At 40.0% G+C, this 26239-nt stretch carries 31 protein-coding genes; 23 read left to right on the top strand and 8 right to left on the bottom strand.

Annotated elements, in window-relative coordinates:
• The first annotated feature begins 65 nt into the window (after positions 1–65).
• Together B4U37_RS17255 and B4U37_RS17250 are read left to right on the top strand one after the other, a co-directional pair.
• Positions 66–1055: a nuclease-related domain-containing protein gene (locus B4U37_RS17255; protein WP_157663821.1), complete on the top strand. Its 990-nt coding sequence runs from the start codon at positions 66–68 to the stop codon at positions 1053–1055.
• Between the two features lie 67 nt (positions 1056–1122).
• Entirely contained in the window at positions 1123–1761 is a 639-nt protein-coding gene (locus tag B4U37_RS17250; protein ID WP_088019247.1) for a hypothetical protein, read from the top strand.
• Between the two features lie 39 nt (positions 1762–1800).
• Here the strand turns inward: B4U37_RS17250 and B4U37_RS17245 are convergent, their stop codons facing one another.
• A complete protein-coding gene (locus B4U37_RS17245) occupies positions 1801–2412 on the bottom strand; it encodes a hypothetical protein (protein ID WP_088019246.1) in 612 nt (203 codons plus the stop codon).
• 12 nt (positions 2413–2424) lie between these two features.
• Positions 2425–2817 carry a hypothetical protein gene (locus tag B4U37_RS17240; protein ID WP_157663820.1) on the bottom strand — a complete coding sequence of 131 codons (393 nt, stop codon included), beginning with the start codon at positions 2815–2817 and terminating at the stop codon, positions 2425–2427.
• Positions 2818–3103: 286 nt separating this feature from the next.
• Between B4U37_RS17240 and B4U37_RS17235 the strand changes: the two genes are divergently transcribed.
• Complete coding sequence (locus tag B4U37_RS17235; protein ID WP_010195371.1) at positions 3104–3283, top strand: sporulation protein Cse60; 180 nt, start codon at positions 3104–3106, stop codon at positions 3281–3283.
• Between the two features lie 158 nt (positions 3284–3441).
• Positions 3442–3564 (top strand): hypothetical protein, encoded by a 123-nt coding sequence (locus tag B4U37_RS22610; RefSeq protein WP_262370684.1) that lies wholly within the window; start codon positions 3442–3444, stop codon positions 3562–3564.
• On the opposite strand, the gene B4U37_RS17230 is transcribed toward B4U37_RS22610, so the two are convergent.
• Positions 3547–4827, bottom strand: coding sequence for a BaiN/RdsA family NAD(P)/FAD-dependent oxidoreductase (locus B4U37_RS17230; protein WP_029326458.1), 1281 nt, complete (start codon positions 4825–4827; stop codon positions 3547–3549). The two genes, B4U37_RS22610 and B4U37_RS17230, sit on opposite strands and share 18 nt — an antisense overlap.
• 129 nt (positions 4828–4956) lie before the next feature.
• Between B4U37_RS17230 and B4U37_RS17225 the strand changes: the two genes are divergently transcribed.
• The 3 genes from B4U37_RS17225 (at position 4957) to B4U37_RS17215 (ending at position 7792) form a co-directional block, all read left to right on the top strand.
• On the top strand, positions 4957–5337 hold the full coding sequence (locus B4U37_RS17225; protein WP_088019244.1) for a hypothetical protein: 381 nt from the start codon (positions 4957–4959) through the stop codon (positions 5335–5337).
• 77 nt (positions 5338–5414) lie between these two features.
• Complete coding sequence (locus B4U37_RS17220; protein ID WP_088019243.1) at positions 5415–7031, top strand: putative polysaccharide biosynthesis protein; 1617 nt, start codon at positions 5415–5417, stop codon at positions 7029–7031.
• A 50-nt stretch (positions 7032–7081) separates the two neighbouring features.
• Positions 7082–7792 (top strand): pseudouridine synthase, encoded by a 711-nt coding sequence (locus tag B4U37_RS17215; protein WP_088019242.1) that lies wholly within the window; start codon positions 7082–7084, stop codon positions 7790–7792.
• An 80-nt stretch (positions 7793–7872) separates the two neighbouring features.
• On the opposite strand, the gene B4U37_RS17210 is transcribed toward B4U37_RS17215, so the two are convergent.
• The gene (locus tag B4U37_RS17210) at positions 7873–8094 is read right to left on the bottom strand and encodes a DeoR family transcriptional regulator (RefSeq protein WP_010195377.1); all 222 of its coding nucleotides are present in this window, start codon (positions 8092–8094) and stop codon (positions 7873–7875) included.
• A 296-nt stretch (positions 8095–8390) separates the two neighbouring features.
• Between B4U37_RS17210 and B4U37_RS17205 the strand changes: the two genes are divergently transcribed.
• The 4 genes from B4U37_RS17205 (at position 8391) to B4U37_RS17190 (ending at position 12946) form a co-directional block, all read left to right on the top strand.
• Positions 8391–9104: an ABC transporter ATP-binding protein gene (locus tag B4U37_RS17205; RefSeq protein WP_010195378.1), complete on the top strand. Its 714-nt coding sequence runs from the start codon at positions 8391–8393 to the stop codon at positions 9102–9104.
• Positions 9101–10237: an ABC transporter permease gene (locus B4U37_RS17200; RefSeq protein WP_088019241.1), complete on the top strand. Its 1137-nt coding sequence runs from the start codon at positions 9101–9103 to the stop codon at positions 10235–10237. Before B4U37_RS17205 ends, B4U37_RS17200 begins: the two co-directional genes overlap by 4 nt.
• 7 nt (positions 10238–10244) lie before the next feature.
• Positions 10245–11660, top strand: coding sequence for a dipeptidase PepV (gene pepV, locus B4U37_RS17195; RefSeq protein WP_088019240.1), 1416 nt, complete (start codon positions 10245–10247; stop codon positions 11658–11660).
• 122 nt (positions 11661–11782) lie between these two features.
• Positions 11783–12946, top strand: a complete 1164-nt coding sequence (locus B4U37_RS17190; protein WP_245840007.1) for an MFS transporter — start codon at positions 11783–11785, stop codon at positions 12944–12946.
• A gap of 190 nt (positions 12947–13136) precedes the next feature.
• Here the strand turns inward: B4U37_RS17190 and cysK are convergent, their stop codons facing one another.
• Positions 13137–14075 carry a cysteine synthase A gene (cysK, locus tag B4U37_RS17185; protein ID WP_088019238.1) on the bottom strand — a complete coding sequence of 313 codons (939 nt, stop codon included), beginning with the start codon at positions 14073–14075 and terminating at the stop codon, positions 13137–13139.
• Between the two features lie 183 nt (positions 14076–14258).
• On the opposite strand from cysK, the gene thpR reads away from it, so the two are divergent.
• From thpR to B4U37_RS17155, 6 genes are all read left to right on the top strand, one after another.
• Positions 14259–14816 carry an RNA 2',3'-cyclic phosphodiesterase gene (gene thpR / locus B4U37_RS17180; RefSeq protein ID WP_088019237.1) on the top strand — a complete coding sequence of 186 codons (558 nt, stop codon included), beginning with the start codon at positions 14259–14261 and terminating at the stop codon, positions 14814–14816.
• Between the two features lie 24 nt (positions 14817–14840).
• Positions 14841–15227, top strand: a complete 387-nt coding sequence (locus B4U37_RS17175) for a CidA/LrgA family protein (RefSeq protein WP_157663819.1) — start codon at positions 14841–14843, stop codon at positions 15225–15227.
• On the top strand, positions 15217–15906 hold the full coding sequence (locus tag B4U37_RS17170) for an LrgB family protein (RefSeq protein ID WP_244951590.1): 690 nt from the start codon (positions 15217–15219) through the stop codon (positions 15904–15906). Before B4U37_RS17175 ends, B4U37_RS17170 begins: the two co-directional genes overlap by 11 nt.
• Before the next feature lie 16 nt (positions 15907–15922).
• Entirely contained in the window at positions 15923–16867 is a 945-nt protein-coding gene (locus tag B4U37_RS17165; protein ID WP_088019234.1) for a hypothetical protein, read from the top strand.
• Positions 16868–16972: 105 nt separating this feature from the next.
• Positions 16973–19123, top strand: coding sequence for a type I pullulanase (gene pulA, locus B4U37_RS17160; RefSeq protein WP_088019233.1), 2151 nt, complete (start codon positions 16973–16975; stop codon positions 19121–19123).
• Positions 19124–19295: 172 nt separating this feature from the next.
• Entirely contained in the window at positions 19296–20096 is an 801-nt protein-coding gene (locus tag B4U37_RS17155) for a phosphotransferase family protein (RefSeq protein WP_088019232.1), read from the top strand.
• On the opposite strand, the gene B4U37_RS17150 is transcribed toward B4U37_RS17155, so the two are convergent.
• On the bottom strand, positions 20091–20369 hold the full coding sequence (locus B4U37_RS17150; protein WP_010195396.1) for a YtzH-like family protein: 279 nt from the start codon (positions 20367–20369) through the stop codon (positions 20091–20093). The two genes, B4U37_RS17155 and B4U37_RS17150, sit on opposite strands and share 6 nt — an antisense overlap.
• Positions 20370–20512: 143 nt before the next feature.
• On the opposite strand from B4U37_RS17150, the gene trmB reads away from it, so the two are divergent.
• Together trmB and B4U37_RS17140 are read left to right on the top strand one after the other, a co-directional pair.
• A complete protein-coding gene (gene trmB / locus B4U37_RS17145) occupies positions 20513–21154 on the top strand; it encodes a tRNA (guanosine(46)-N7)-methyltransferase TrmB (protein WP_088019231.1) in 642 nt (213 codons plus the stop codon).
• A gap of 92 nt (positions 21155–21246) precedes the next feature.
• Positions 21247–22095 (top strand): YtnP family quorum-quenching lactonase, encoded by an 849-nt coding sequence (locus B4U37_RS17140; RefSeq protein WP_088019230.1) that lies wholly within the window; start codon positions 21247–21249, stop codon positions 22093–22095.
• 37 nt (positions 22096–22132) lie between these two features.
• Here the strand turns inward: B4U37_RS17140 and B4U37_RS17135 are convergent, their stop codons facing one another.
• Positions 22133–22444: a PepSY domain-containing protein gene (locus B4U37_RS17135; RefSeq protein ID WP_088019229.1), complete on the bottom strand. Its 312-nt coding sequence runs from the start codon at positions 22442–22444 to the stop codon at positions 22133–22135.
• 248 nt (positions 22445–22692) lie between these two features.
• Here B4U37_RS17135 and B4U37_RS17130 point away from each other — a divergent pair, with 248 nt between their 5' ends.
• Together B4U37_RS17130 and B4U37_RS17125 are read left to right on the top strand one after the other, a co-directional pair.
• Positions 22693–23763, top strand: coding sequence for a M42 family metallopeptidase (locus B4U37_RS17130; RefSeq protein ID WP_088019228.1), 1071 nt, complete (start codon positions 22693–22695; stop codon positions 23761–23763).
• Between the two features lie 338 nt (positions 23764–24101).
• Positions 24102–24638: a DUF84 family protein gene (locus tag B4U37_RS17125; RefSeq protein ID WP_088019227.1), complete on the top strand. Its 537-nt coding sequence runs from the start codon at positions 24102–24104 to the stop codon at positions 24636–24638.
• A gap of 8 nt (positions 24639–24646) precedes the next feature.
• Here the strand turns inward: B4U37_RS17125 and B4U37_RS17120 are convergent, their stop codons facing one another.
• A complete protein-coding gene (locus B4U37_RS17120; RefSeq protein ID WP_088019226.1) occupies positions 24647–25087 on the bottom strand; it encodes a YtoQ family protein in 441 nt (146 codons plus the stop codon).
• A gap of 170 nt (positions 25088–25257) precedes the next feature.
• Here B4U37_RS17120 and B4U37_RS17115 point away from each other — a divergent pair, with 170 nt between their 5' ends.
• Complete coding sequence (locus B4U37_RS17115; protein ID WP_088019225.1) at positions 25258–25776, top strand: hypothetical protein; 519 nt, start codon at positions 25258–25260, stop codon at positions 25774–25776.
• A 286-nt stretch (positions 25777–26062) separates the two neighbouring features.
• A complete protein-coding gene (locus B4U37_RS22075; RefSeq protein WP_157663818.1) occupies positions 26063–26209 on the top strand; it encodes a hypothetical protein in 147 nt (48 codons plus the stop codon).
• The last annotated feature ends 30 nt before the right edge of the window (positions 26210–26239 follow it).

The raw sequence follows: 26239 nt of genomic DNA, 5'->3' as shown, positions 1-26239 counted from the left end.
AGAAAAGAAGGAGATATGTAGAAAGATGTCAAATGATACTCTTATCCTATAAAAGAGGTGATTTTTTGATAAAAAAAGCAAGATGCATCCCCTTAAGAGTGCATATTTTGAGAGCAATGAAAAGGCGAGTTCGACCTAATCATGAAAAAACCCAAGACTTTCTTAACGAATTAGGTAGAAAAGAAGCAGGAATTTACGGTGAACAATCTTTAGACTATTACTTAAAACTAATTCCAGAAACTGACCACCCTTTTTACATATTCCACGGACTAAGACTACCGTTTAGGGATACCTTCTTTCAAATGGATACCCTCATCTTATTTTCAAATTTCTTTTTAGTATTAGAAGTGAAATTTTTTAAAGGAACTCTCTACTTTGACCCGAAAAACTATCAACTTTTACAAGAAGTAGATGATAATCCACTTAAAGTATATCCAGACCCTATCTTGCAAGCTTCTAATCAATGCTCCAAATTACAGTCATGGCTAAGAACGAGGCAATTAACTGATGTGCCCTGTGAAAAGCTAGCAGTACTAACTAACCCTAAAGTTATTACGAAAGTACTTTCCTCTCCGAGCGAGGTGGATAGAAATGTAGTGAAAAGCCCCGCCCTCTCTGCTAAAGTAAGAATGCTACTAAAACGACATTTCTCTCAGCCTCTAGACAAAAAGTTTATAAAAAAGCTAATAAAACAATTACTTAAAGATCATACACCAGATAACTCTTCTCCCATTCTTCAGTATGGGGTCTTGCCTTCAGATATTATAAAAGGTGTATTATGTCCCTGTTGTAGTCCCTATAAAGTTATGAAAAGAATTTACGGTACATGGGAGTGCCTTTATTGTGGAGGGAAATATGATGACGCACATAGAGCCGCACTAGTGGATTATGCCCTATTAATAAGTCCGTTCATCACTATGAGAGAGTTAAAGAGGTATTTAGGATTAGAAAATAGATTGACAATTATCAGTCTGCTGAAAAACCTTAATATTGAATTTGTAGGAGGAACCAAATCCCGCACCTACAATCTCACCCCACTCCTTACAAAAACTTGAAACCATTCCCAAACTCATCCGTATATATATATACAGACCATCAGCCAGGAAGGAGGCCACATCAACCATGGACTTCATCGACCAAAACATATTCTCACTTTTTCTCCTTATGATAGGGGCATTACTCATTCTGGATGCAATTACAAGTTTCCAACAAAAAGGAGTTTCAAAGATCTCCACTGGTAATAGATTTCAAAGCACCATTATGACAGGGCTTATAGCTCTTGGCCTATTGGTGTACACGACTTCTAATGAATATTGGAACATTAACTCGCTCTTTTTTGCGCTAAGCCCCGTACTTGTGCCATTTATCATGATGATCATGCAAAGAAAAAAAGACGAGATACATATCAAGAAATATGAACCCCAGACTGTCATGAATATTCTAGAGAGAAACCTGGATGACAAAAGATATTCTTATAAAAAAGATGTCATAGCAAATGAAGACTATATGAGCAGCAACTATATCACGATGTATTATTTTGATGATCCTTATCAAACCATCAAGATAAAGTGGAAGGATCTTGAAACAAGCGGTTTAGAGGTGGAGTTCCAAAACTTTGCCGATAAGGATTTTATAAAGGAAGTGGTGGGGGACCTTCGTGAGGAAAGGCCACCTATCTCATTGTTCAAATTCAACAAAATTTCACTGATTATTGCAGCAATCGCCTTATTCATTGGAAGCATGAAGTTGCTTGGATTCTAAATTAAGAAGGAGCCTCGCTCAATAACAGCGAAGCTCCTTCTATTTTTCTAGCACACAATCATTTATTTGGGTTACTACGTATTCTTCAGGAAGCATGGAAATCACTTGTTCCATTTTTTGAAGAAAGTTCATATTTGAATAAAAATAGAACCCTTGCCCGTCATGGCCCACTTTCAACGCGGCAATATCCTTGTTTCTACTTAACTTAGGAAAAGAATAACCATCTCGTGATGTAAGTTGAACATTATTTATAAATGATATTCCGTAAAATTGATTTTGTGTTGCAAGGTGGTAGGTTTCGCTCATGATTAATTGCAACTCTTCCATGGAAGATGCTTTGATTTGAAAAAATGGCGGATGGTAGGTTAAATTCTTTCCTCCAGTAGAGTACATTCGCTTATCGGTAAAATAGTCAACTGAATAGGAGAATCCTAAATGATCAAAAATCTGCCGCATCTCTTCTTCCTCATCATGCCCCTCAACCATTACATATAAAGGAAAAATATCAAGCTTCCCTAGAAAGTCTAAAAGTAACTGTTTATTTTCTACCTGATAATCCACCTCTTCAAATTTATAAAGATAAAAATGATAAAATCCATCATCCTCTATTTCACTAAAGTCTCCATCTTCTGAAAACCAAACTTCTTTCATCTTAATGCCTCCTTAATCTTGCTCAATATGCCTTACAGGAATAGATGAAGTTTCTTGCATTACCATCCAATCCTTTTCTGAGTAAATGTAGATTATTGGCAAGGCTTTATCATACTCGGGCTCTCCTATTATTTTCCGAATAAAGCGAAACGAATAAGTGCGATTCTTGTAATCATTTATCTCAAACACCAGGCTTCCGCGAGAGGAACGCTCAGAGTCTAGAGTTATGTTGGAAGAAATCAAGCTACGGAAATCCACATATAAATCATCATATGGATTATCAATGACAAGAAAGTTACGCTCATCTCTTAAGGTGTCTGCTAAACGTACTGTTAAGGTTAAGTACTCCCCATCAAGCTCTGCATAAAAATATGCATCGAGCTCTTCGTTATATTTCTTAGTCAATTCCCAGCTCACCCCATGGTACACAAACGCACATACCAAACACAAAATCACTAACAAGCCAACCACCACAGGCTTCCTCCGCACAACCTTCAACAAACGCAATCACATCCTTACCCGTATAGCCATTAAAACTCTAACTCTATTATATTCAACGTAAAGAGCAAAAACCCTTTGGGGGTCTGACCCCCAAAGGGTTTTTTTTTTGAATAAAAGTATAAAACCCGATATTTCCTCCTATAAATAATAATAGAATACAAGTAAACTATTAAGAAGGAGGGTGTGGGGGTTGGTGCAGATTAGGGTGTTTGATGAGGAGCATGAGCGGGACCTCGAGGATGCAGTGAATGATTTTCTTAAGGGATTGTCTGACAGGGATGTGATTGACATTAAGTATCAAGTAGGATGTATTAACGATGAGGAAGAACAGATCTATTGCTTCTCTGCAATGGTAATATTTAGAACCTGAAAACTTACCGGAAAGATGTTTATCAGGTTCTTTTTTGTGGGTATAGATAATTATCAGAAACAAATTATAAATAATTGAAACATTTTCGTAACATCACTCGTCTAATTAGTAACAGGTTATATTAACAGAAACTAAAAATCAGAAAGGATGTATTCACTATGAACCACCACACACAAAACGAGGTACTTCCAGAAGAAAGTAAATCATTTATCAACGAGTTTGGCATGTATGGAGTAGGACTAGCTTTTGTAATGTCATTCGTACTAATTGTAACGACGTAGGCTTGCCGCCTTTTTCCCGGCGTTCAGGCCTGCAAGTCTTCCTGTCACCAAGGCCGAGGTGATATTATAACCACCAGTATATCCATGGATATCAAGTACTTCTCCACAAAAGTATAATCCGTCTTTCATTTTGGAAGCCATTTCTTTCGGGTGCACTTCTTTCACCGAAACGCCGCCTCCGGTTACAAATGCCTTTTCAATGGAGAGGGTGCCGGATACTTCAAATTGGAATTGTTTGCACATTTTCGCTAGCTCCCTTATTTTCTCATGGGCTAATGTCGCACCAATTTCCTGCTCGTCAATCTTACAAACTTCCAACAAAAACAATAAATAACGCTCAGGTACAAGCCCTTTAAGCACATTCTTAATGGCTTTTTTTGGTTCGTCCTTCAATGCCATATTGAGCTGTTGAAATACTTGCTCCTCGTTTAAAGATGGCATAACATCCAAATTCATCGTTACTCTATTCACACCGAATTTCTTCATTGTTTTCACAACATATTGGCTGCATCGCAAAACAGCAGGCCCTGAGACGCCAAAGTGGGTGAAAATCATATCCATTTGATGTGTTTTTACCACTTTTCCTTTTGGATTTAATACGCTCAAAGCTACATCGCGCAGGGACAATCCTTGCAACCTTTTCTCACGGATGAATTTTTCTTGTGAATTTAATGGAACTTCAGTCGGAAATAGGTCCGTAATCGTATGCCCCGCTTTGCGTGCCCAAGGATATCCATCACCTGTGGAACCGGTATGTGGCACGGATTTTCCACCAACAGCAATGACTACACATGAACATTCCAAAAACTCGCCTGTTTTTAACAACACGCCACGGGTCCGGTCCTCATCATATTCCACCGTTTCCACCGAAGTATTAGTCCGCATCTCCACCCGCAACTCTTTCATCCTGTTCAATAACGCGTCAACCACACTTTGTGCTTTGTCTGAGACAGGGAACATCCGGCCGTGATCTTCTTCCTTCAACTGTATCCCGAGCTTTTCAAAAAACTTGATGATATCTTCATTATTAAACTCTGAAAATGCACTATATAAGAATCTCCCGTTACCAGGGATATGTTTAATGATTTCGTCTACAGGCAGGCGGTTTGTCACATTACAGCGACCGCCCCCTGAAATGGCAAGCTTCCGCCCAAGTTTATTTCCTTTATCGATCAGTAGTACTCTTGCTTTTTGTTCTGCCGCAGCGATGGAGGCCATAAGCCCTGATGGACCGCCGCCTATAATAATCACATCATATTTCATTTTTTCACCAACCAACTATATTTTGCTTACCTGTTGCCTATTATACCCTCTATTCTCTTGTTGGACAAAAAGAGCAACATTCCGTATTATTTTCAAGTAGATTACAAATTAATGAAAAGGGGGTATCTCATGACATATTCACCTAAGCTTTCAGAAGCACACATTCCATATGACGGTGGCTGGACAGAAGAAGATGGAACCCCGGTCCTGTTGCTTTCTGTTCCAACCATACAATTCAAAATGAACACTAATTTACATAAATTCTCGTATACATGGCTCTTTGAAAAAGAGATGAATGCTTATGTTCTTTGCATCCGTTTAAATAATCAAGAAGAATTCGGGCTTATCTTCAGTCAAAAAGAAGCAGGAGTCCTCTTACTAGATGCGGATGCTTACGGTGAATTCACTGTAGTGGTAACAAAAGAGCACATAGAGAACTTGAAAGACGATACGCCATATCTATCATTTCCAAAGATTTCACTAACTAGAAGTTTACTTGCGGGATGGTAAAATAGTGCTCCGGCCATTAGAAGTATGCTAAAATACAAAGGTTAGACAAAAAGTTACAAATAGTAGGTAGGGATTTTATGTCAACATCAAATATATTGAGAGGTACCTTCATTTTAACGCTTGGTACCATGATTTCTAGAGTTTTGGGTCTTGTTTATATTTTTCCTTTTTATGCCTTAGTGGGCAAATCTGGAGGGGAACTATATACATATGCCTATGTTCTTTATTCGGTTGTATTAAGTATAGCGACAATGGGAGTACCACTTGCCGTTTCAAAGTTTGTAGCAAAATATAATGCGCTTGAGGAATATGCAGTAGGGAGAAAATTATTTAGTTCCGGATTATTGTTAATGAGTATTACAGGAATTGTTTCTTTCTTGATACTTTATATAATGGCACCGGTATTTTCTCCGATGATAATAAATGAAAGCAGCCAGCACTCATTTGACGATGTTACACTTGTAATTCGTATGGTGAGTTTTGCGCTACTGTTAGTTCCTGTCATGAGCTTGATCAGAGGTTTTTTCCAAGGCCATGAATCAATGGGCCCTACTGCTGTTTCACAAGTTGTAGAGCAAATTGCAAGGATAATATTCTTGTTGGGCAGCGTTTATATTATTATTAATGTGACGGAAGGCAGCTTGCCGACAGCGATTGGTTATGCAACATTCGGTGCATTTATTGGTGCTTTGGCGGGCTTGGGAATATTGATCTGGTATTGGTTCAGCCGGAAAAGGCATTTGGATACCCTATTAAAAAAAGATAAAGGCAATGTAGAAATTTCTTATAAGGAAATGTATAAAGAAATACTTTTATATGCAGCTCCATTCGTTTTTGTCGGACTTGCTATGCCTCTATATCAATTAGTGGACACATTCACTTTTAATAAGGCAATGTTACTTGCAGGTGTTGATAGTATAACATCCGGAGATGCATTTGCTATCATCAACACTTATGGTCAGAAGCTCGTGATTATCCCAGTGACACTAGCAACAGCGTTTGCTCTTTCCTTGCTTCCAGCCGTAACGAGATCATTTATAAACAATGAATCAGATGTGCTGCAACGTCAATTAAGTACTACTTTTCAAATTTTGATGTTCTTGACAGTTCCAGCTTGTATCGGATTGGCAATATTGGGTGGTCCTGCGTACGCAGCTTTCTATTCTTATGATGAACTTGGTGGATATTTGCTTACTTGGTATGCACCAACAGCCATTCCATTGGCCATCTTTACAGTAACAGCTTCTGTCCTTCAAGGGATTAACCAACAAAAGTATACGGTTTATGGTCTTGCAGTAGGCGTTGGATTAAAGCTTATCCTTAATTATCCGTTAATTTTCTTCATGGAGGCGGAAGGATCTATTGTGGCAACTGCTATCGGTTATTTGGCAAGTGTCGTCATAAACCTTTGGGCTATTCAGAGATTCACGGGATTCAGTTATTCTATTGTTTTACGTAGAGGAATGTTGATGACCATCTTCAACATCATCATGATTGCTGCAGTCCTAGTAGTCCTTCAACTATTAGAAGGCATTGTCCCCTACAGCGAAGGCCGTCTTCAAGCCATTATCGTAGTGGCTGTCAGCGGATTAGTCGGAGCGGGCATCTACTTCTTCCTCAGCTACAGAAGTAACTTGTTAATGTATTTGTTTGGAAATCGTTTTTCGTTTCTAAATAGAAAAGAAAGAGGATAGAGGTCTCGAGTCAGAGAGGCCTCTTTCCCTATGAAAGGAGCGGCACGAGTATGAGATTGGATAAAATGCTTGCCAACAGTGGTTTTGGAACGCGCAAAGAAGTGAAGAAGCTTCTAAAAACGGGTGTGGTAAAAGTGGATGGAAATGTGGTAAAGGATGCGAAGGTGCATGTAGATCCGGAGGTGCAGGAGGTAACGGTACATGATGATATCGTGGAATACCGTGAGTTCATTTACCTGATGATGCACAAGCCACCTGGATTGTTATCTGCAACGGAAGATCACCATCAGGAAACAGTGGTGGATATTCTGCAGGAAGAGGATAAAATGTTTGAACCTTTTCCGGTTGGACGCTTAGATAAAGATACAGAGGGCTTACTGTTGTTGACAAACGACGGTCAGCTTGCACACCAGTTGTTATCACCAAAAAAGCACGTGCCAAAAACGTATTATGCCAAAATTGATGGCGAAGTGACGACAGAGGATATGGAAGCGTTCAAAAAAGGCGTTACCTTAGATGATGGGTACGAAACGTTGCCTGCTGAACTAGTAATACTTGAAGCTGGCCCAGAATCACAAATTGAGATTACCATTGTTGAAGGGAAATTCCATCAGGTAAAAAGAATGTTTCAAGCGGTTGGAAAGACAGTAACTTACTTGAAGCGTCTGAGCATGGGAGAACTGAAGCTTGATGAAGACCTTGAGCTTGGGGAGTATCGTGAACTGACAGATGAAGAATTGGAACTATTGCAGCGAAGATAATAATGAAAATAACGAAGAGCCCCATTCCAAGTGAAAAGGAATGGGGCTTTATTGTTGTCTGATTAATTTTATATGTAGTCTTATGAAGTCAACCTAACTTTTTTCTGCGTAGTAGTCCACTTACCTTTCGTTGGACTTTGAACCAGGTCATTAAATGCCAGCACATTTAAATCACGCTGGACGGTTCGGGGTGTAATCCCAAATTCATCGACCAACTGCTGTGTAGAGACAGTTCCCTTTTCATGAATAAACATGTAGACGGCTTTAATACGGGTTAGCATACGGTTAGTTGAAGGCTTCAAAAAACCACTCCTTATCCGGTATTTAACATGGTACTACTCGCTAAATTCTTGATGATAGGTGTTAGGTATTAAGTTAGTTTATATTGTACACGATTTTGTGGAAAAAATTCTAGAATAATGATGCAATTTACACAATATTAACATTTAGTCTATGAAGTGTTAAGTGAAAACAAAAGAATATGAGTCTATATACATTATTTTACACTACTCGACAATATTCTGCTAGTAATTTTTAGAAAAATATGAAACTTTCGACCTAAAACTTCGTATGAAACAGGTGAGAGGAGAGGACCTGTATGGAATTACTAACACTACATTTAGAAAAAGCAGGATACGATGATGAGATGTCTGTCGTGCAAAATATTGATTTTACGGTTTCAAAAGGTGAAATGGTAGGTCTGATCGGCCCTAACGGCGCTGGTAAAAGTACGACAATTAAAACTTTGCTTGGCTTAAATCCTTTTTTTGAAGGACAGATATCACTTCCTCCTGATAAATCATATGCCTATATTCCTGAGAAACCTGTATTTTATTATGATATGACATTATGGGAGCACATAGATTTGATGGCGTCTTTACTAGAGATAGATGAAAAGGTGTGGAAAGATCGGGTGGAGGACCTATTGAAGTTGTTTGATTTGGAAAAAGTCATCCATGAATCTCCGGCTACCTTTTCAAAAGGGATGCAGCAAAAAGCTATGTTGATATTTGCCATCATGTCTAAGCCTTCTTTATATATTGTGGATGAACCGTTTATTGGGCTTGATCCGATTGCAACGAAGAAGTTACTTCAGCTTTTTCATCAGGAACAGGCTAGGGGTGTCGGAATCTTGTTGTGTACGCATGTTCTGGATACGGCGGAAAAGATTTGTGACAGGTTTATTCTTTTGGCTGACGGGCGCAAGAAAGCAGAAGGGACCCTACAAGACATTCAAACAAATTGCCAACTTCCTGGTGCTTCATTGCTAGATTGTTTCTACACCTTATCCGCAAGGGAGCAGGAAAAATGACGGCATTCCACTTATACAAGGAACGACTTAAACAAGAGCGTCAGTATCAGTGGAAGAACACAAAAGCTGTAATTGATTGGACGATCCTGGTCTATATTGTCCTTACATTATTATTCGTTGCAGCCATGATTTATGATATGTTTCCGAGTTTCATTGCATTGCTTCAGAAACTTCCATACGGTTTAACCCTTATTGTTATTTATTATCTTGCTTGGACGGGAACCATTCGAGTGTTTTATCAACAGGCGGATATGTACTTTTTTATCCACCGAAGAGATTTATTACACGGGTTGAAAAAGTGGGGTGTGATAGCGAGCACGGCCCTTAATCTTATAAAATCCTTGTTAATTGCTATTCTTACATATTTTTTGATGGAGGCAATCAGTCCGTCTACCCTTCCGTTGTTTGAATGGATAACGTTTTATCTTGTGTTGTTCCTATTCATCACCATACTGGGTAAAGTAATAGATTTGCATTGGTCTGGATGGAAGCGGAAAGTAATTAATTTCACCGTGTTTCTATTTCTTGGACTACTAGTTTATCTTACGGTTGTTCAAGCTATGTGGATTGAATCGACAGTTCTACTTATGCTGGGGCTAATCGTCTTGTTTATTCTTTATTTGCGGACGGAGAGTTTTATGGTGGATATGGCACATAATGAGAAGATCCGGCAAAAGTATGTCGGGATGATTTTTTATGCTTCGGAATATGTGCATGTTCCTCGTTCCTCAGAGCGGACCAAGCCTTTATTTTTCAGACGTTCGCAAAGGATAATAGAAGACAGGAGTCCTCATAGTGCCTTGACGGAATTGTTTTTTAAATATTTGTTGCGGAATTCCCGTCATATTTTTTCGTATTTAAAAATGATTGGTATCACCATCGCTGTCATGGGGTATCTCCCGTTGTGGATGACATTCGGCTTGTTTATGGCGTTTTTCTTTTTTCTAAAAGAATGGTTAAATATAGTATATGATGAATTGGTGGGACATCCCTTTTTGAATATGCATAAAGGGAAGAAGCTAATTCAAGAGCACTATCAAGATCTTGTTACAAGATGGTTGTATTATCCGGCTGTGGGATTGGTCGGATTTGTACTTATGTTGAATACGCTTTTTCATTTTCTAATGAGGTGATGATTAAATGGGAAATTTCAATTGGTTAGAAGAAGTAGAGAAAAGAAAAGATTCCTTAATAAAAGATACACAGGAATTTTTACAAATCAATAGTGTGTTGAATGAAGAGGAAGCAAGCACAAAAGCTCCTTTTGGAAAAGGAATTGAAGAGGCACTCCAATATTTATTACATAAAGGGGAAGCAGACGGCTTTGCTACAAAAAATGTCGACCATTATGCCGGCCATATCGAACATGGACAAGGAGAAGAACTTGTCGGCATCCTATGTCATGTTGATGTAGTGCCAGAGGGGGACGGCTGGACAGATGAGCCGTTCAGTGCCAGCATTCGTGACGGCAAAATTTTCGCACGCGGTGCAATGGATGACAAAGGCCCTACAATGGCGGCTTATTATGCTCTAAAAATTGTAAAAGAGCTAGATTTGCCTCTATCTAAACGTGTACGCATCATCATTGGTACAGATGAGGAAAGCAGCTGGCAGTGTGTGGACCATTATTTTAAACACGAAGAAATGCCTACAATGGGGTTTGCGCCTGACGCGGACTTCCCAATCATCTATGCCGAAAAAGGAATAGGGGATATCCAACTCCGTCTTGATTTCAACGGTGAAACGGCAACAGGACAAAACAGCTTGTTAACGTTTGATTCAGGTCGCCGGTTAAATATGGTGCCCGATCATGCTAAAGCATCGCTTGAAGTGACGGAAGATATGGATGCAATCACTCATGCTTTTAATGAATACATTTCAGAAAAAGGAATAGAGGGTGGGTATACGAAGGAAGGAAATGCTTTGTTCCTTAACATCAAAGGTGTGTCCGCTCACGCGATGGAGCCGGATAATGGTACGAATGCAGGATACCATTTGGCAAACTTCCTCCATTCTGTAGAGCTAGATGCAAGAGGAGCATCCTATGTCAGCTTTATTAGTGAAAAGCTTGCATTTGATTCTCGTGGGAAGAAGCTTAACATCAATTTCCACGATGAGATTACGGATGATCTCACCATCAATACAGGTGTTTTCCGTTATGATCGCGAAACAGCTGTCGGAGCTCTAGGGGTAAACATCCGTTTTCCGGTAACATGCGATACAAAGGAAGTGGAAGTGCAGTTGCGTAAAGAGGCGGAGGCCTATGGATTTGATGTGAATAAATTCAATGTCTCACCTGCACATCATGTTCCACAGGATCATGAGCTTATCCAGACTCTTCAAAAGGTTTATAAAGAACAAACCGGAGAAAAAGCGGAGTTATTGTCTATCGGTGGGGGAACATATGCAAGATCGCTTGAAGCAGGGGTGGCCTTTGGTCCGCTTTTCCCTGGCAGGGAGGATGTAGCGCATCAGAAAGATGAGCATATTTTCATTGAGGATCTCATCAAGGCGACTGCCATCTATGCACAAGCTATCTATGAATTAGCGAAATAACATATTTATCCGAAATCTAAATGTGGTAGAATGTAAAGGTTACTTCCCCAAGGGGCGGTAACCTTTTACTTTTTCCTTTACTTGACGAGAAGAAAGAAGGATATATGATGAGTACTACCTCTATGAAAGACAAAACTACTCGCTATTTTTACAGTTTTTACTTTTTAACCTTTTTCAGTTTTGGGGCGTTATTCCCGTTGCTGACAGTATATTTGAAAGAAGATGTCGGATTGAGTGGATCACAAATCGGGATGATCATGTCGATTAGTCCTGTAGTGATGATATTCGTCCAGCCGTTGTGGGGTGTTTTTAGCGACTATACCCAAAAACCAAAACAAATCCTGCGCTGGACACTGTTTCTCACAGCGGTTACAGGGATTGCCTTTTCATTTATGGAGAGCTATGGAGCATTGCTTGCCGTTGCATTTTTGTTGGCTGTTACACAAAGTGCCCTTGTTCCCATTTCAGACAGCATTACCCTTAATTATGTCCAAAGGACCAAAGGAAACTATGGTTCCATCAGATTATGGGGGGCAATAGGTTTTGCGGTGGCCGTGCTTGTTGCAGGATGGCTTTCTGATTTCTTTTCCTTAAAAGTAATCTTCTTCACCTTTGCGATAGCTTTATTGCTGGGCACGGTGGTGTCGATTTTTCTACCGAAAGAAAGTCAGACAATTAGTGTGAATGTCCGTGATGGCATTGGAACGCTCATGAAGTTGCCTAAGTTTGTAATGTTCCTTGTGACAACGTTTCTAATATTCGGTCCTGTCTTCGCCAATAATTTTTACTTTGGCCTGTTCATAACAGATATTGGGGGGACTGTTACGGGTGTCGGGATTGCCTTCTTGCTCGCTGCCGGTAGTGAGGCGCCATTTATGAGGGTGGCAGGCAAGTGGATCGCACGCTTCGGACTTCACGCGATCATGATTAGTGCTGCTTCCATTGCGATGATACGGTGGGTGCTTTATTTCTTTGAGCCCCCGTTGTATGTGGTGTATGCGACGACGATTGCACAAGGTTTCTCTGTCGGGCTTTTCATTCCTGCCGCACTGCAGTTTGTGAGGGATATTGCCCCAAACTCTGCACGTGCTACGGCGGTTTCTCTATACACTGCCGTCGGTAACGGGCTGGGTAGTTGGTTCTGTACATTCTTTGGCGGCTTTATTGCAGAGTATTATTCCGTTGCACACGTATATTTGTTCTTCGGCGTTTTAACTATGTGTGGACTAGTGTTCATCATGATGATCAACCAAGCCGACAAAAAACAACTCGCAAAAGCTTCATAAGTTTATTAGAATGAGTGGATTGGAGCGGAAGGCACTCGACTCGGGCGGGAGGTAGCGGTAGACTTGAGACCCCACAGCGCAGCGAGGAGGCTCAAGCACCGCCCCGCGGAAAGCGAGTGCCTGCAGTGCAAAGGAACGGCTTAAATTAAAAAGACCCTTATCTGCACCATGCAGCCAAGGGTCTTTTCGTTTATTCATTTCCAAATTCAAAAAGGTCCGTAGACAAATATCTCTCTCCCGTATCGCATGCGATACATACCACCACATCATCAGGCGTTAATCGTTTCGCCACTTCAATCGCAGAATAACAAGCAGCACCGGATGATGGACCAACCAGAATTCCTTCATGACGAGCAAGCTTTCGAGTAATATCATATGCATCCTCATCTTCAATCTTGAAAATCTCATCATATACTTCCTGATTCAATATATCTGGAATGAATCCAGGGCTAGTTCCGACAAGCTTATGTTTCCCAGGCTTCCCGCCGGAAAGAACTGGTGATCCTGCAGGTTCCACAACATGGACAGTCAATCCTTCATAATGCTTTTTCAGCTCTTCTCCTGTTCCGGTAATGGTTCCGCCAGTACCGGCAGTTGCGACAAAAGCCGATAATGGCTTGCCGATTTGTTTCATTCCATCCATGATTTCGAGTGCCGTAGACTTTCTGTGAGCATCTGAATTGGCATGGTTTTCAAACTGCATCGGCATGAAGCTGTTTGGAATTTCTTTTACCAGTTCCTGTGCTTTTTTAATGGCACCTGGCATTTTTTCATCACCCGGTGTTAATACTACCTCTGCACCGTATGCTTTTAGTAGATTAATTCGCTCTTTTGACATTGTATCGGGCATGATCAAAATGGCCTTATATCCCCTTGCTGCGGCATTCATCGCTAAACCAATACCGGTATTACCGCTAGTTGGTTCGATAATGGTTGCTCCTGGTTTGATTAGGCCATCCTTTTCGGCCTGGATAATCATATTAAACGCAGCTCTATCTTTTACGCTGCCGCTGGGGTTTTGAAATTCCAATTTTAAATAAACCGTTGCCGCTCCTTTTGGCACAATGCGATTCAACTTTACAAGTGGCGTATTACCTATCAAATCAGCCATATTTGTAACAACCTTCACAATTACGCACAACCTTTCTCTATACATGACACTAATAATCCATATTGTATCATAAATAATAAAAACGGACTAAGCACATGGCTTATCAGGGGATTAAGATTAAACTAACTATATCGTCTGTTTGGTGCTAAGATAATATTCAAGACTATAAAAGATATCTGGTAAAATAAGAAGGGTGAGAAAATGACAACACAAACTCATTATTTCGTTGCGGTACCTCTTCCACAACCGTTAAAGCAAGCGTTTCAATTATATATGAAAAAATTAAAAAGCCACTTTCCTTTTACAAGATGGGTGCATCCAGAAGACCTCCATATCACGCTCGCATTTTTAGGTGATTTGGAAGAAGGTCAAAAGGAAAAGTTGATATCTCTGCTTTCGAAAGTAGCTTTAAATCATCAACGATTTTCCCTCGCATTAAGTGAACTTGGCACATTCGGGAACCCCCAGTCACCACGGATTTTTTGGTACGGTATTGAAAAGTCAATGGAACTAAATCTGCTCCGAAATTCAGTATATGATGCCTGTGAAATGGTTGGACTCCAGCTCGACTCACGTCCGTTCCATCCTCATATAACGATTGCAAGAAAGTGGAAGGGGCCAGGATCTATTGACAACAGTCTGCTTCCTGTACACAGTTCCCAAATAGAGACGTTTGCCGTGAACAATATCATTTTATATGAAACACATCTAAACAGATTGCCAAAATATGAAGAAAAGGAAATTTTTTCATTAGTATAGGAGTAGGATTAGAAAATGAGGGGAATGAAACTATTAATTCAAGTGGCAGTTTTTTATTTTTTTTATAAAATCGGTGTAGTTCTACAAAGTACGCTTGAGATTCCGGTTCCTGGTAGTATTATCGGAATGGTTTTGTTGCTTGTCTTACTTTTGACAGGACTGGTGAAGGAGAGATATTTGCATGGTGGGGCGAACTTGTTGCTTTTCTATCTCCCTTTGTTTTTTGTCCCTGCCACAGTAGGAGTCATGAATCATTTTAGGTTTCTTTCTAAGACAGAGGGGTTAATCATGTTGCTTGCTCTTTTAGTAGGGACCATTATGGTCTTGGTAAGTTCGGGGTTAGTTGCTCAAAAAACGGCAGCATCTGTCGATAATAAGGCAGAGGCAACGGGAGTGATGGATGATGAATAGTTGGTTTGGTATCTTATTCATCCTTATCACCTATCTAGTTTTTCTCGCAATGAGGCATGTTTATAATCGATTTCGTATGCCGTTACTCAATCCTGTTGCCACTACAACTCTATTAATCATTGTCGGATTACTTTTGACTGATCTATCTTATGATACATATATGCTGGGAGGTTGGTGGATCCAAGAACTGCTCGGCCCTGCGGTAGTAGCGCTTGCTTACCCACTTTACCATCAACGTACTAAAATATTACGCTATCGAATTCCGTTAATTGCAGGATTATTTTCTGGAATAGTTGTCGGCATGGTTACTGGGTTTATTTATGTAAAGGTGGCAAATTTATCTTCTATGTATGCCTCTTCGTTCCTTCCAAAGTCCGTGACTTCCCCAATTGCCATGGAAATCGCTGATCTTACCGGTGGATTACCAAGCTTAGCAGCAGCACTTGTTATCCTGAGCGGTATCATTGGTGCACTTTTCGGCCCGGGCTTAATGAGACTTCTTGGAATAACCCATTACTTAGGCATTGGAGTGGGCCTTGGTTGTGCTGCACATGGAATTGGAACTGCTAAAGCGATGGAATATGGGGAAGAAGAAGCGGCTTTTAGTTCCATCAGCATGACACTTTCTGCATTACTTTACGCCCTGATACTGCCTGTTGCTATTCATTATTTATTATAGAAAAGAGTGACCGCCATTGGCACAATTAATTAAATTACAAGATTATATCACACGGTATGAAGCCGATATATATCGCTATCCTAATCAATATATCAGATTGAAAAAGCAACAATGGAAGACTTATGAGGAGATGTTGAGAAACCCGGTCGATACACAGAGTCCTTCCCACATTGCTCAATTGGAAGATACTACTCCCTCAAAAGAAGGCAAGCTAATCAGTCTCATGAAGTCTTTCAAGAAAAAGGATCAAGAAGAAGAGCTGTTTACAGGAAAACTCGTTACTACTGATGCCATTCACGATGAAGAGTGGGAACTTCCAAGTATTACAGGCAATAAGACACCTGAAGAAAGAAAGCAGCAATTTCTTGATTCGATTCTTCCGCTTCAGCTCAAATGGGCAAGTTCGACCATCCGGGAAATGTCCTATCTGCAGAAAAATTATAAACGTGAAAACTTACTAAAGTACTTTTTGCAGAGGTTTCCAGATACGTTTTTTGTTATGTATAAACCTATCTTTCTAGTAAAGCAGGCGCCAGTGGAACTCGAAATTATTCTAGTTACTCCAAACGAAATCATTGCGCTTTTTTATATGGAGGAGCAAGAAGAGAGTGTGGTTCTAGGAAACAATGAGCGCTTCTGGTCCATCCGTGAGAAGGAAAAGGAAAGAAAAATAGTAAATCCCACGATCAGTTTGAACAGGATGGGATCGATTATCAAAAATATCCTTCCTTTGTATGATGTAAGCCTGCCTGTTACCAAAATTTTGTTACACCCAAAAGGATATATTGATATAACGGATGGACCGACAGATCTACAGGTGGTAGATAAACGCACGTATGAAAAATGGTTTGAAAAAATGCGGGCGAACAAACTCCCTTTAAAACATACGCAGCTAAAAGCAGCTGGAGCTTTGCTTTCTCATTGTCAGTCCACTTATATAGACAGACCGGAATGGCAATAATGGAGAATTATATGAATAGATGTCAAGCTTACGACTTTGTTTGAATAGGATAGAAAATGGTCAGTTCTAGAAGAAGCAAACTTTAGAAGAAAGGGAGGGAAATGCATGATTTTCATCAAAAGAGAATTCGACGCCTATTTAGATGAAATGGATAAAATCACTATTCTTTTGCCTAGCGGAAATTATAACGGAGAATCAGCTTTCTTTACCCTTACAAACCAAGAATCTACCTACCCACTTGAGATTATAGATAGAAAAACGCTTCAGAACACGGTTAAATATATATGTAAAACAAATACGCCAATCTCCATCGGTTCCAAATATATGATTATAGATGAACACGACAGGAAAACAGATTTGCAAATAGGGGCAGTTATTCGTACGGAAGCATTTGATGAAGCGTTCTTTTATGAAAAAGATGATCTTGGAGCGAAATATCAAAAAGGGGAAACTACCTTTACCCTTTGGGCACCGACGGCATCTGCAGTGAAAATAAAACTGGTGGCTCCCAAAAGTAAGGAAGGCATCTTCTATAGCCTCATCCCTGAGGAGAAGGGGATATGGCGAATTACAGTGCAGGGAGATCTGGAAGGTTTCCTTTATACCTACCTTGTTTGCGTAAACCTTGTATGGAGAGAAGCAGTCGATCCATATGCAATTTCCTCTAACATTAATAGTGAGGCTGCAGTGATTGTAGATAAAGAACGAGTAAACATTCCAAAAGTATCCATGCTTCCTTTTATGGATGCAACAGATGCGATAATATATGAGTTGCATGTACGTGACTTTTCCTCTCACCCAAAAAGCGGAATGATACATAAAGGTAAATATGCCGCTTTTACAGAAGATCAAGTAGAAGAGTCCGTTATTGGCATTACAGGCGTTTCTTATCTCCAAAGTATCGGAGTTACTCACGTTGAGCTATTACCATTAAATGATTTTGGCGGAGTAGATGAGGCAGAACCTGACAAGGACTATAATTGGGGCTATAACCCTCTTCTTTTTAATGTGCCTGAAGGAAGTTATGCGCTGGATGCGAATGATCCCTACTCGCGGATTTTGGAACTTAAAAACCTAATCAATACTTTGCACCAGAAAGACCTGAGGGTGATTATGGATGTCGTCTATAATCATGTGTATGTTCGCGAAGACTCCTCTTTTGAAAAAATAGTGCCTGGTTATTACTTTCGCCATGATGAGCATGGTATGCCTTCAAACGGTACTGGAGTAGGAAATGACATTGCATCCGAACGAAAAATGGTTCGAAAGTTTATCCTGGATTCCATTAAATTTTGGTTGCAGGAATATGATGTAGATGGCTTTCGATTTGACTTGATGGGTATATTAGATGTTCAGACCATGAATACAGTAAAAGAGGCTGTATCCATCATCAAACCAGGAGCCATAATCCTTGGAGAAGGGTGGGAGCTGAACACCCCTTTAGCGGCTGACCGTAAAGCAATGATTCTGAATGCAAAGAAGATGCCGGGAATTTCATTCTTTAATGATATGGTTCGCGATTCCATAAAAGGCAGTACGTTCAACTTGTTTGACAGGGGATTTGCGCTTGGAAATACTCACAAGACAACTTTATTGAAACAAACTCTTGCAGGTAGTGTACAAATCGATCCGAATCATAAAGGACTGTTCCTGGAGCCCGTGCAATCAATCAACTATGTTGAATCCCATGACAACCACACCATGTGGGATAAAATGGCCGTCTGCAATAGTCATGAAGAAGAAGTAACGAGAATAAAGCGCCATCGCCTGGCCACTTCCGTCATTCTATTATCACAAGGTGTACCGTTTCTTCATGCAGGGCAAGAGTTTTTCCGGACAAAAGGCGGGGAGGAAAACAGTTATAGATCTCCAGATTCGGTCAATAACTTAGATTGGGAAAGAAAAGAGCGTTACGCAGAAAGTGTGGACTTTGTCAGTGGTCTAATCTCCCTTCGAAAAGCACATAAAGCTTTACGCTTATCGACAGCCGCGGAAATAAAAAAACATGTGCGTTTTCCTTTTGAAAAAGGAAATATGCTCATGTATCATCTCAGTGACGTGAAACAGTATGGAAAGTACAACCATATCCTTATTATTTTCCATAACGGGACGAATGCGGAAAACGTTTCGCTTCCATTGTCAGGAGAGTGGGATGTCCTTGTCGAAGGCAGTACAGCAGGCAATTCGCCAATCCGCAAAGTAATCAATGAAATACAAGTCCCGCCTATCAGCACAGTTGTATTGGCACAATATTAATTGTTACACAAGGACTTGATTTAATTGGGAAATAACGATAAAATTTAAAAGATAGCTATTGTGAAATTGTTCAATAGCTGTTTTTTTGCTTAAAAAAAGATGTTAATATGAAAATTCTTATATATAGCGCTTGCGCTTTTCTAATATTTGATAATGAAAAGTTGTGTTGAAATTGAAGGTGAAATGGTTGGAACATTTATTAGGTGATGAGTGGAAAATCAGTCCTGCTGGTGGTTTAACGGGAGATGCATATTTTGCTCAAAATGAAGGGAAAAAGCTCTTCCTAAAAAGAAATTCATCGCCATTTTTGGCTGTTCTTTCAGCAGAGGGGATTGTCCCGAAATTGGTCTGGACAAAACGCTTGGAAAATGGAGATGTCATTACGGCCCAACATTGGATAAGTGCGAGAGAGCTCAAACCAAACGATATGAATATGGAAAGAGTGGCTCAGCTTCTACACAAGATCCACCACTCCAAAGAGTTGCTTGATATGCTGACTCGATTGGGGAAAGAACCTGTGGAGCCATCGACTATATTGGAAGATATAAAAAGTGGGATGGCTTTAGAACTCTTTTCTTTGGATGTGATTCAAAAATCACTCGATTTCTTAACGAAGGAAATTAAAAATGTCCAGTTCAAAGATAAGGTAGTCTGTCATTGTGATCTCAATCATAACAATTGGTTGCTTGCCGATAATCAGGAACTTTTCTTAATTGATTGGGATGGAGCTGTTATAGCGGATCCAGCTATTGACTTATGCATGTTATTATATTGGTATATCCCAGAACAAGAGTGGAATGACTGGCTTTCCACATATGGGATACCATTGACAGACGATTTGCGCCACCGTATGCATTGGTACGTAATAGCACAGACTATTCTTTCCGTACAATGGTATCACCATAAAGACATTGAAAAAGAGAAGCAAAACTGGTTGAACTATTTGGAAAGACTTTTACCGGTTGAACTATGAGTATTGGTCGATGCTATCGATCCAATTGGTGAATTTTGATTGATGAAGTTGATTGTGATCATGGTCATTACTGGAATTGATGCCAGCTTGGCTATAGGAATAGATGTCTTGTAGAATGTTCTTTACATTCTGATCAATTTCATTATTGACCATTAATGATTTGATGACTCGCTCCAACTGCTCATATTCAGCAACAGAACCGCAACAATCAATTTGATGATCCGCCAAAATATCCTTTAGAAGATGTATTTGATCATGATAATTTAACGGCATTTGTCAGCACTCCTTTATTTTATATATGTACTAGCCTTTGTTTATTTATCATTCTTATACACGACAAAAGAATCGGTCCATCGAGATCGGTTTTTTTCTGTCATCGACTATAAACTATTAAAACGCCGAGGTGACCATCCGACATGAGATTCAGAAACAAACCGTGGGCAACAGATTTTATTGCTGAAAATTCTTTTTATTGCATTCCGGATCCAGAAAACCAAAAAGGAAAGTGGAATGAAATCTTTGGAAATAACAACCCCATTCACATTGAAGTAGGAACGGGAAAAGGAACATTTGTTACAGAAATGGCAAAAGCAAATCCTACTATCAATTATATTGGTATAGAATTGTTTGAAAGTGTCATTGTCAAAGCATTGGAAAAAGCAGTAGCGGCTGATATCCCTAACGTAAAACTGTTGAATGTGAATGCGCAAAAGTTAGCTGACTACTTTGAGGCCGGTGAAGTGGACAGAGTTTATTTGAACTTCTCTGATCCATGGCCGAAAACTCGACATGAGAAGAGAAGATTAACTTACAAAGGGTTCTTGGATCTGTATAAAGAAGTGTTGGTTCCACAAGGGGAGATCCACTTTAAAACAGATAACCGTGGTCTTTTTGAGTATTCATTGATGAGTTTCTCAGAGTACGGGTTACTGTTAAAGTACGTTAGTCTAGATCTTCATAATAGTGAGTTTGAAGGCAATATCATGACGGAATATGAGGAAAAGTTTTCTAGCAAAGGATTCCCTATTTACCGTTGTGAGGTTAAATATCCAGAATAAATGACGAAGCGTCCCTTTCCGTTAGTGAGAGGGCGCTTTTTTTGTTACAATAAACTCATATATAACTTTTCATAAAGGGAGAGAGACGCAAAATGGAAACGCTAACATTTGGTAAGTGGAAGCTGACTTGGTTGAACGGTGGAGTGACTCATCTAGATGGTGGAGCAATGTTCGGTGTGGTGCCGAAGGCTTTGTGGTCAAAAAGGTACCCTGTAAATGATACAAATCAAATAGAGCTAAGAACAGACCCGATCCTGATTCAAATGGGAGAACGCAATATCCTTATTGAGTCAGGACTTGGAAAAGGAAAGCTTTCCGACAAACAAAGACGCAATTTCGGTGCAACGGAAGAGTCATCTGTGGAAGAAGATTTGCAAAAGCTTGGGTTGACGCCAGAAGACATTGATACGATCATCATGACTCATCTGCATTTTGACCATGTGTGCGGACTCACAAAAAGGGATGCAGCACAAAATAAGTATGTATCTGTATTTTCAAATGCGACGATCTATGCTTCTGAAATCGAATGGAATGAAATGAGAAATCCCAATATTCGTTCAAGAAATACGTACTGGGAAATGAACTGGCAAGGCATTGAAGAACAAGTGAAAACATTTCAAGAAGAGATAACCATCCTCGATGGGATAAAAATGATACATACTGGCGGACATAGTGATGGACACGCCATCATTGAAATGACACAAGGGGAAGAAACGCTTATCCATATGGCAGATCTCATGCCTACCCACGCCCATTCCCCGTCTTTATGGGTCCTTGCTTATGATGATTATCCAATGGCATCAATAGAAGCAAAAGAGAAGTGGATCAAAGAGGGGATAAGACGTAATGCATGGTTTACCTTTTATCATGATGCATTTTACCGGGCAGTAAAATGGAATGAATCTTATGAAATACAAGAAAAAATAGAGCGGAAAAGATAAAAAAGGCCTGGCAGTTTTTTAGCTGCCAGGCATGTGGTCACTTTAATTGATTTACATCCAAAATGACTCCCGAATTCTTGTCGACGATGAATTCATATTGCTCCAATACGTCGTCAATTCTTCTGGAAATTCCGCCTCTGTAGATGGAGTAGGACATATCATTTCGTAAAATCGTCTCAGGCACCATCTGGATCCAGGAGCCATCAACAGGGCCGCGCTTTTTAAACGCTTCCTTGGCAATTTTTAAAGCTTTTTCAGGTTTTATGGCTTGCTGCTTTGATGCTTCAGTAAATAGATATGCGGCTGCTGCACCAATTCCAGCACCGATCAGAAGTGCTTTCCATTTCATAATAGTATCATCCTTCCATATATCATACTCTTATTTTACGTAAGCCTTTTCAAATGGGAGTAGCTGATGAATTGAATTGATTCTGACTATCTTACTAATAGTATAACTTGTAAAACAAATAAATGTCATGCTAAAGCTGGAAACAATAGAGAAAGTTCGATACAATATAGTTAAAATATTTCGATAATCTAACGAAGTATAGGTAATCATTCTACATATAGGTTTTGGAAAAAAAGGAGCTGACTTAATTGAATCAGGAAACATTGACTTTATTTAAAACGTTAACGGAGCTGCAAGGTGCACCTGGATTTGAGCATGATGTTCGCCGCTTTATGCGCAGTGAATTGGAAAAGTACTCGGATGAAGTGGTACAAGATCGTCTTGGCGGTATACTCGGAGTGAAAAAAGGCGACGAAACCGGCCCAACTGTCATGGTTGCAGGCCATATGGATGAAGTCGGCTTTATGGTCACTTCCATTACAGAAAACGGGATGTTAAGATTCCAAACTCTTGGTGGCTGGTGGAGCCAAGTCTTGCTTGCTCAACGTGTGCAAGTAATGACTGACAATGGTCCAGTTGTTGGTGTTATTGGGTCGATTCCTCCGCATCTTTTGGATGAAGCGAAACGCGCCAAGCCAATGGACATTAAAAATATGTTAATCGATATCGGTGCCGACAATAAAGAGGACGCGATTAACATTGGCATTAAACCAGGCCAACAGATTGTTCCTATCTGTCCATTTACACCAATGGCAAATGAGAAGAAGATTCTGGCTAAAGCCTGGGATAACCGTTATGGTTGCGGACTTGCTGTTGAATTATTAAAAGATCTTCAAGGTGAGACATTACCAAATGTCCTTTACTCAGGAGCTACTGTTCAAGAAGAAGTAGGTTTACGTGGAGCACAGACGGCTGCGAACATGATTAAGCCTGATATCTTCTTTGCACTGGACGCATCACCTGCAAACGATATGACTGGCGATAAAAAAGAATTCGGCCATTTAGGCAAAGGTGCATTATTGCGCATTTATGACCGTTCCATGGTGACACACACTGGAATGAGAGATTTTGTATTGGATACGGCAGAGTCTAATAGTATTCCTTATCAGTATTTTATTTCTCAAGGTGGCACAGATGCAGGGCGTGTTCACACATCCAATGAGGGAGTACCTTCAGCGGTGGTGGGAATTTGTTCACGTTATATCCACACGCATGCTTCCATGGTCCATGTGGATGATTATGCTGCAGCAAGAGAGCTCATTGTCAAACTTGTAAAATCTGCGGATCAATCTACAGTAGACTCGATTAGAAGCAGATAATCATATAAAGTTGGAAAGCGATGGGGAAACCTCATCGTTTTTCATTTTAAAAGAGGTAAAAGTATATAATTCTTTTTAAAAGAAATAAAAGTATATAAAACGGTTGATTTCCGTTCCAGGCGCTTCGCTTGCCTGCAGGCGGTCCGTGAGCCTCCTCACAACGCTTCAGGGGTCTCACCTGTCCTTTCCTCCCGCGAGCGTCTACGCGCCTTCCACTGCAATCAACTATATGTTTGCATTCGCCGTAGGGTTAGTAAAAATCAAACCATTTACGGAAAGGAACAACGGAGTCTAACCAATCTACTAAAGTTATTGTTCAATTGAAAGGTGAGGTAAAGATGAAAGTGGTAGTCGGTTCAAGAAATCCTGCAAAATATGGGGCTGTACAGGATGCAATGAGAGAGCTTGAGATGGAAGCTGAAGCAATTGCACTTGAAGTAGAATCTGGTGTAAGTAAACAACCCATGACCGATCAAGAAACAATTGAAGGGGCATTGCATCGTGCTAGAGCGGCTCTAAAAGAAATCGAAGATGCAGACTTTGCCATCGGACTTGAAGGAGGCGTTGTCCTCGGTTCAACCCCATCCTCAAGAGTTATGGTCTGTAATTGGGGGGCGCTAGTTGCTAAAGATGGCAAAGAATACATAACGGGTGGTGCTAGAATTGCTTTGCCTGATGAGTTTAAAAAGGAGCTCCTAGCAGGGAAAGAGCTTGGTGATTTAATGGATGAGTACTGTCAGCGGAAAGACATCAGGAAACATGAAGGGGCATTGGGGATCTTTACTGATGGTGCTGTATCAAGGATGGAAATGTTCCAGCATGTTAGTAAGTTATTGATAGGCCAATGGAGATATAATGTGAAAAAGCAGGCTTAGGGCCTGCTTTAATCCAATACGTAGGTGAGTACTTTTAAGGCTTGGTTGACTGTTTCAACTGTCACATTTGCTTTATTGGATAGCTCTTTTAATGGATGATGAAGGTTTTCCGGACGAATTAAGATAAGTGGTTTTTGAAGGCTAATCGCTGCACTTGCGTCCATTGCGGTGTTCCATTGTTTATACTTTTCTCCGAATAAGGCAATGACTAGATCGGACTTTTTCATTAAGAGTTCTGTACGAAGATTATTGATTTGAGATGCTGCTTCGTCTTTCGCAATAGAGCTTGGCTGCGTACCCATGATCGCTTCCCCTATGTTGTCTGAGCGCTCATGGTCTGTCATTGGTCCAACAAACTCTAACGGAAGATCCAGTGCTTGTGCTTTGTCTATTAATTCCTCTCTCCAACTAGTATGGATTTCACCAGCAAGGTAAACAGTAAATTTCATGACAATCCCTCCAAATAGTACCTCTTGTTATTTGCCTATTTCTTAGTCTATCATAAAATAGGGGAATTAAGTGATAATTCCAACTTATCCTTGTCAAGGATAAAGATTTATAGGTATGATAGGTTTAGTGTGTGTTTTCTAGTCTTATTGTACTAAAGGGAGTGGAGAGTTTGAGTTTTGGAAGAGCCATTATTTCTATTTTATTTTTATCCTTACTATTTTTAACCGGATGTTCTGTCTCAATTGAAGACGCCACACAAAAATCTGTTGATACTTTTGAGCAAACATTTAAAGCACAACCACTTGAGACTTCTGAGGATACAGATATATTTGCTTATCATTTGCCTACTGGGTTTACCATTGACTCGGAATCAGAGAATAATATTGTTCTTACACAGGACGAGCAAACATACCTTTTATTTGTAAACCCCTTTGAACCAAAAGATTCAGAGGTATTATATGATTCTACAAAGGTAAACCTTTCTGATTTATTGGTAGATCATACTGTCAATGAGGACAGCCGTTTAGGTTACTTGCTGGTTTCTCCGGTTGATGGGGAAGAGGAAGAGTTTTATGAGGTGACGGTTGGTATAGGTGGAGTGAAGATGACCACTGTAACAGATACGAGCAATATGGAAGCTAGTACGAAAAGTATGATGGAGATTACTTCTTCTGTGAAAATAAAATAAGTGTGAGCAAAGAATACGAAGGGGAAGCCTGGAGTATTCTTTTTTTATTGTTTAGTAGAATAATTCTTGCTCGCCGTTATGAAGACCTCAGTGACGAAAAATCAGGAGGAGAGATGTCCTCACCACCGTTATGAAGACATCAGTGACGAAAAATCAGGAGAAGAAATGTCCTCATCACCGTTATGAAGACATCAGTGACGAGAAATCAGGAGGAGAGATGTCCTCATCACCGTTATGAAGACATCAGTGACGAGAAATCAGGAGAAGAGATGTCCTCATCGCCATTATGAAGACCTTGGTGACAAGAGATTTTATTGAAATAGTCAAAGATGAGAGCAAAGGAAAGATCCGGCCAAGGACTATATTTCAAAGCAATGCGAAAAGTGAAAAAACGTCCCAAGAGATTAAGTTCTTGGGACGTGGTTTTAGATAGCGTTAGCGATTTTGTTCTTTAATAAAGTAG

The sequence above is a fragment of the Sutcliffiella horikoshii genome (assembly GCF_002157855.1).
Lineage (GTDB): Bacteria > Bacillota > Bacilli > Bacillales > Bacillaceae_I > Sutcliffiella_A > Sutcliffiella_A horikoshii_C.
This window is presented reverse-complemented; position numbering and strand designations above follow the sequence as displayed.

Coding starts and splice junctions, on each gene's coding strand:
- B4U37_RS17175 (WP_157663819.1), top strand. CDS start 14,841: ATGAAACTATTAATTCAAGTGGCAGTTTTTTATTTTTTTTATAAAATC.
- B4U37_RS17230 (WP_029326458.1), bottom strand. CDS start 4,827: ATGAAATATGATGTGATTATTATAGGCGGCGGTCCATCAGGGCTTATG.
- pulA (WP_088019233.1), top strand. CDS start 16,973: ATGATTTTCATCAAAAGAGAATTCGACGCCTATTTAGATGAAATGGAT.
- B4U37_RS17245 (WP_088019246.1), bottom strand. CDS start 2,412: ATGAAAGAAGTTTGGTTTTCAGAAGATGGAGACTTTAGTGAAATAGAG.
- B4U37_RS22610 (WP_262370684.1), top strand. CDS start 3,442: ATGAACCACCACACACAAAACGAGGTACTTCCAGAAGAAAGTAAATCA.
- B4U37_RS17140 (WP_088019230.1), top strand. CDS start 21,247: ATGGAAACGCTAACATTTGGTAAGTGGAAGCTGACTTGGTTGAACGGT.
- B4U37_RS17190 (WP_245840007.1), top strand. CDS start 11,783: ATGAAAGACAAAACTACTCGCTATTTTTACAGTTTTTACTTTTTAACC.
- B4U37_RS17220 (WP_088019243.1), top strand. CDS start 5,415: ATGTCAACATCAAATATATTGAGAGGTACCTTCATTTTAACGCTTGGT.
- B4U37_RS22075 (WP_157663818.1), top strand. CDS start 26,063: ATGAAGACCTTGGTGACAAGAGATTTTATTGAAATAGTCAAAGATGAG.
- B4U37_RS17215 (WP_088019242.1), top strand. CDS start 7,082: ATGAGATTGGATAAAATGCTTGCCAACAGTGGTTTTGGAACGCGCAAA.
- B4U37_RS17205 (WP_010195378.1), top strand. CDS start 8,391: ATGGAATTACTAACACTACATTTAGAAAAAGCAGGATACGATGATGAG.
- B4U37_RS17125 (WP_088019227.1), top strand. CDS start 24,102: ATGAAAGTGGTAGTCGGTTCAAGAAATCCTGCAAAATATGGGGCTGTA.
- thpR (WP_088019237.1), top strand. CDS start 14,259: ATGACAACACAAACTCATTATTTCGTTGCGGTACCTCTTCCACAACCG.
- B4U37_RS17120 (WP_088019226.1), bottom strand. CDS start 25,087: ATGAAATTTACTGTTTACCTTGCTGGTGAAATCCATACTAGTTGGAGA.
- pepV (WP_088019240.1), top strand. CDS start 10,245: ATGGGAAATTTCAATTGGTTAGAAGAAGTAGAGAAAAGAAAAGATTCC.
- B4U37_RS17170 (WP_244951590.1), top strand. CDS start 15,217: ATGATGAATAGTTGGTTTGGTATCTTATTCATCCTTATCACCTATCTA.
- B4U37_RS17250 (WP_088019247.1), top strand. CDS start 1,123: ATGGACTTCATCGACCAAAACATATTCTCACTTTTTCTCCTTATGATA.
- trmB (WP_088019231.1), top strand. CDS start 20,513: ATGAGATTCAGAAACAAACCGTGGGCAACAGATTTTATTGCTGAAAAT.
- B4U37_RS17135 (WP_088019229.1), bottom strand. CDS start 22,444: ATGAAATGGAAAGCACTTCTGATCGGTGCTGGAATTGGTGCAGCAGCC.
- B4U37_RS17225 (WP_088019244.1), top strand. CDS start 4,957: ATGACATATTCACCTAAGCTTTCAGAAGCACACATTCCATATGACGGT.
- B4U37_RS17200 (WP_088019241.1), top strand. CDS start 9,101: ATGACGGCATTCCACTTATACAAGGAACGACTTAAACAAGAGCGTCAG.
- B4U37_RS17150 (WP_010195396.1), bottom strand. CDS start 20,369: ATGCCGTTAAATTATCATGATCAAATACATCTTCTAAAGGATATTTTG.